Annotated in this window: 2 protein-coding genes; both read right to left on the reverse strand. The window is 68.6% G+C overall.

The genetic code is table 11. The features are described from left to right. Positions 1 to 269 precede the first annotated feature (269 nt). Complete coding sequence (gene whiG / locus IH45_RS0142390; protein WP_030682428.1) at positions 270 to 1106, reverse strand: RNA polymerase sigma factor WhiG; 837 nt, start codon at positions 1104 to 1106, stop codon at positions 270 to 272. A gap of 367 nt (positions 1107 to 1473) precedes the next feature. Next, the gene (dprA, locus tag IH45_RS0142395) at positions 1474 to 2640 is read right to left on the reverse strand and encodes a DNA-processing protein DprA (RefSeq protein ID WP_030682431.1); all 1167 of its coding nucleotides are present in this window, start codon (positions 2638 to 2640) and stop codon (positions 1474 to 1476) included. Positions 2641 to 2985: the final 345 nt, after the last annotated feature.

Below are 2985 nucleotides of genomic sequence, written 5' to 3' on the forward strand. Positions count from 1 at the left end.
GCGGGGGGGGAGGGAGGGGAAGCCCCCGGGGGGAAGAAGGAGCGCCGGAAGGCCAAGCAGGCGGCCGGGCCGAAGCACGATCGCCGACAAGCCGGTGAACAGATGCGGATGAGTCAGCCCAGCCGTAATCCTTCTTACGGCCCGCGGTCCGGCCAGGCCGAAACGGACACGGTCCACGCCGCCCGGTCCCACCATCAATCGAATGGACACGCCCCGTCCGCAACAGCACCCCCACATAGGTACCGAAGCCCAACCCCACACGCCCCAGCTCAGCGCCCCACATCAGCCAGCTTCGCCCGAAGCTGCAAGACGGACTTGGTGTGAATCTGGCTGACCCGGCTCTCCGTGACCCCGAGGACGTTGCCGATTTCGGCAAGTGTGAGGCCCTCGTAGTAGTAGAGCGTGACGACGGTCTTCTCCCGTTCGGGGAGTGTGTTGATGGCGCGGGCCAGCAGCCGACGCAGCTCGCGATCCTCGGCCACTTCGACCGGGTTGTCGGCAGCCGTGTCCTCCAGCGTGTCCATCAGGCTCAGCCGGTCGCCCCCCTCGCCGCCGACGTGCAGCAGCTCCTCCAGGGCGACGACATTGGCCAACGACAACTGGCTGAATACCCCATGGAGTTCCTCCAGCGCAATGCCCATCTCCGACGCCACCTCCGCTTCGGACGGAGTACGCCGGAGTTTGGCCTCCAGCGTGGCGTACGCACGCTCGACCGCCCTGGCCTTCTGCCGTACGGACCGTGGAATCCAGTCCAGTGCCCGCAGTTCGTCGATCATCGCGCCCCGGATGCGGGTGATGGCGTACGTCTCAAACTTGATCGAACGCTCGGGGTCGAACTTCTCGATGGCATCGATGAGCCCGAAGACCCCGGAGGACACGAAGTCGGCCTGCTCGACGTTGGGCGGCAGGCCGACACTGACCCGGCCGGCGACGTACTTCACCAGGGGTGAGTAGTGCAGGATCAGCTGCTCGCGCAGCCGCCCGTCGCCCGAGGTCTTGTAGGCGCGCCACAGTTCCTCCAACGAGGTGGGCGCGGCGGGGCGCACGCTACCGCGCGCGGCGGGGGGCGCGGCCGCGCGGTCGGACCCGGAGGTGTGCTGGGGCATTCGTCGCCTTGAGCCGTTCTGCCGAAACACTGGGGAACACGTGCGTGAGGGTGGGATTACTCGTGAGCGTAGCGTGACTGCAGTGTTGCGATGCGCGATGAAGGGTCGCTCGGGAGTGCGCAGATACGTTCCGCTGCCCGCACCCCTGGGTTACAGGAGGCGGCACCGATTCCACCCCCAGGGGGTGGCGGCAGCGTTACGGGCGCCCGGCGCACGCTCCCCCATACGCGACTTCGCCACCCGTCCGGCGTGTGGGCTGCCGACGTGCTCCGCCACCGCCCAGCGATGACGGAGTCCCACGAACGGAAGCAGGGCACGCCTGAAATCTGCGGTCACCGCCCTCCCCCTTTCACCCGTTCGCCCCAGGTCAAGGGCCCCCTTGCCGGGCTGCCGGCGTGGCCGCGGGCAGCCGGGCCAACTCCCAGACGGCACCACACCTTTGAACGAACCCCAGTGACTGCAGCTCGAAGAGCTTGCCTTGCGTCACTTCCTCTGCCATGCCCGAATCCCGCGCCAGTCGTCGCGAGTCCGCACCACCCCGCGCGGGGACCGCTTCGAGCACCCGGCTCGCCACCGGGTCCAGCAGATCGCGGGCGAGCACAGGCCCCCGCTGTACGGGCGCGAGGTCACCGATGCTGCCGACCAGCTCGATGACCTCGGCAGCGTTGGTGACCACGACGGCTTCACTCCGCAGCAGCTGATGCACGCCGGCCGACAGTCCGCTGGTGGCAGGCCCCGGCACGCCCATGGTGAAGCGGCCCAACCCCGACGCCCGCCGCGCCGTGACCAGCGAGCCGCTGCGCAGTTCGGCCTCCACGACAACCGTTCCCCGGGTGAGGGCCGCGATGAGCCTGTTCCGCATGATGAACCGGCTCCGGGTCGGGTGATCTCCCGGAGGCAACTCCGCGATCACCAGTCCCTGTTCCGCCACGCGGCCGATCAATTCGGTGTGCCCCCGCGGGTAGGCATAGTCGACGCCGGAGGCGAGCACTGCGACCGTGGCTCCTTCCGCCGCCAGGGCACCTCTGTGAGCTGCTCCGTCCACTCCGTAAGCAGCTCCGGACACCACGGTCCAGCCACGGTCGGCCAGGCTCGCGCCCAACGTGGCCGCCATGTGCGCGCCGTATTCCGTACACGCCCTGGAGCCGACGATCGCCACGGACCGCAGCGCCCACAACCGCAGATTCGCCCTTCCGCGTACCCATAGGCCGATCGGCCTGCCGCCCCCCAAGTCGTTCAACTGCTGCGGCCACTCATCGTCTCCGGGACACACGAACCGGCCGCCGAGTGCGGTGATGACTGCGAGATCCTCGGCCGGCTTCTTCACCACGTCCAACCGGGTCGCCCGCAGGCGTAATCCCTCGAACTTCTCTTCCGACACCCCCGTCGGCGTCTCCCGCTCGCCGACCAGGGACTGTACGAGGTGTACGGGCGTCATCTGCCGAAGCCAACGCCCCACCGTCTCGTCACCAGGCTCGATGATGCGCGTCAACGCCGCGCGCGCCTTCCTCTCCTCCTCTCCCACTTCACGCATGTCCATCCCCTCCCTTGCTCATCACCGCAAAGTCCGCGTTCCCCCGCACGTCCGTACTCCTTTCCATCCGCGCTCCCACGTCGGTCGGGGCAGCGCTGTGTAGCCGAAAGTGGTAATTGAGTCGCCGTTCACCGCGCCACCAAGCTGCCGTCCGTCGCCAACCTGCTGGGCCCTCCCCGTCGTGCGCTACGACACAGAGCGCGGTCAGCAGTCCCCGTGCTGGGCCGGAAGCGAGGCTGATTGGCACGAGGGCGCAGCTTGGATCGCGCGCCGACGCGTGTAGTCGACCTGCCGTCTCGAGCTGTTCCTCTGCTCTCCCCCTCCCCCGCCCCACCCACCCCGCTC

This window comes from Streptomyces rimosus subsp. rimosus (assembly GCF_000720725.1).
Classification (GTDB): domain Bacteria; phylum Actinomycetota; class Actinomycetes; order Streptomycetales; family Streptomycetaceae; genus Streptomyces; species Streptomyces rimosus_A.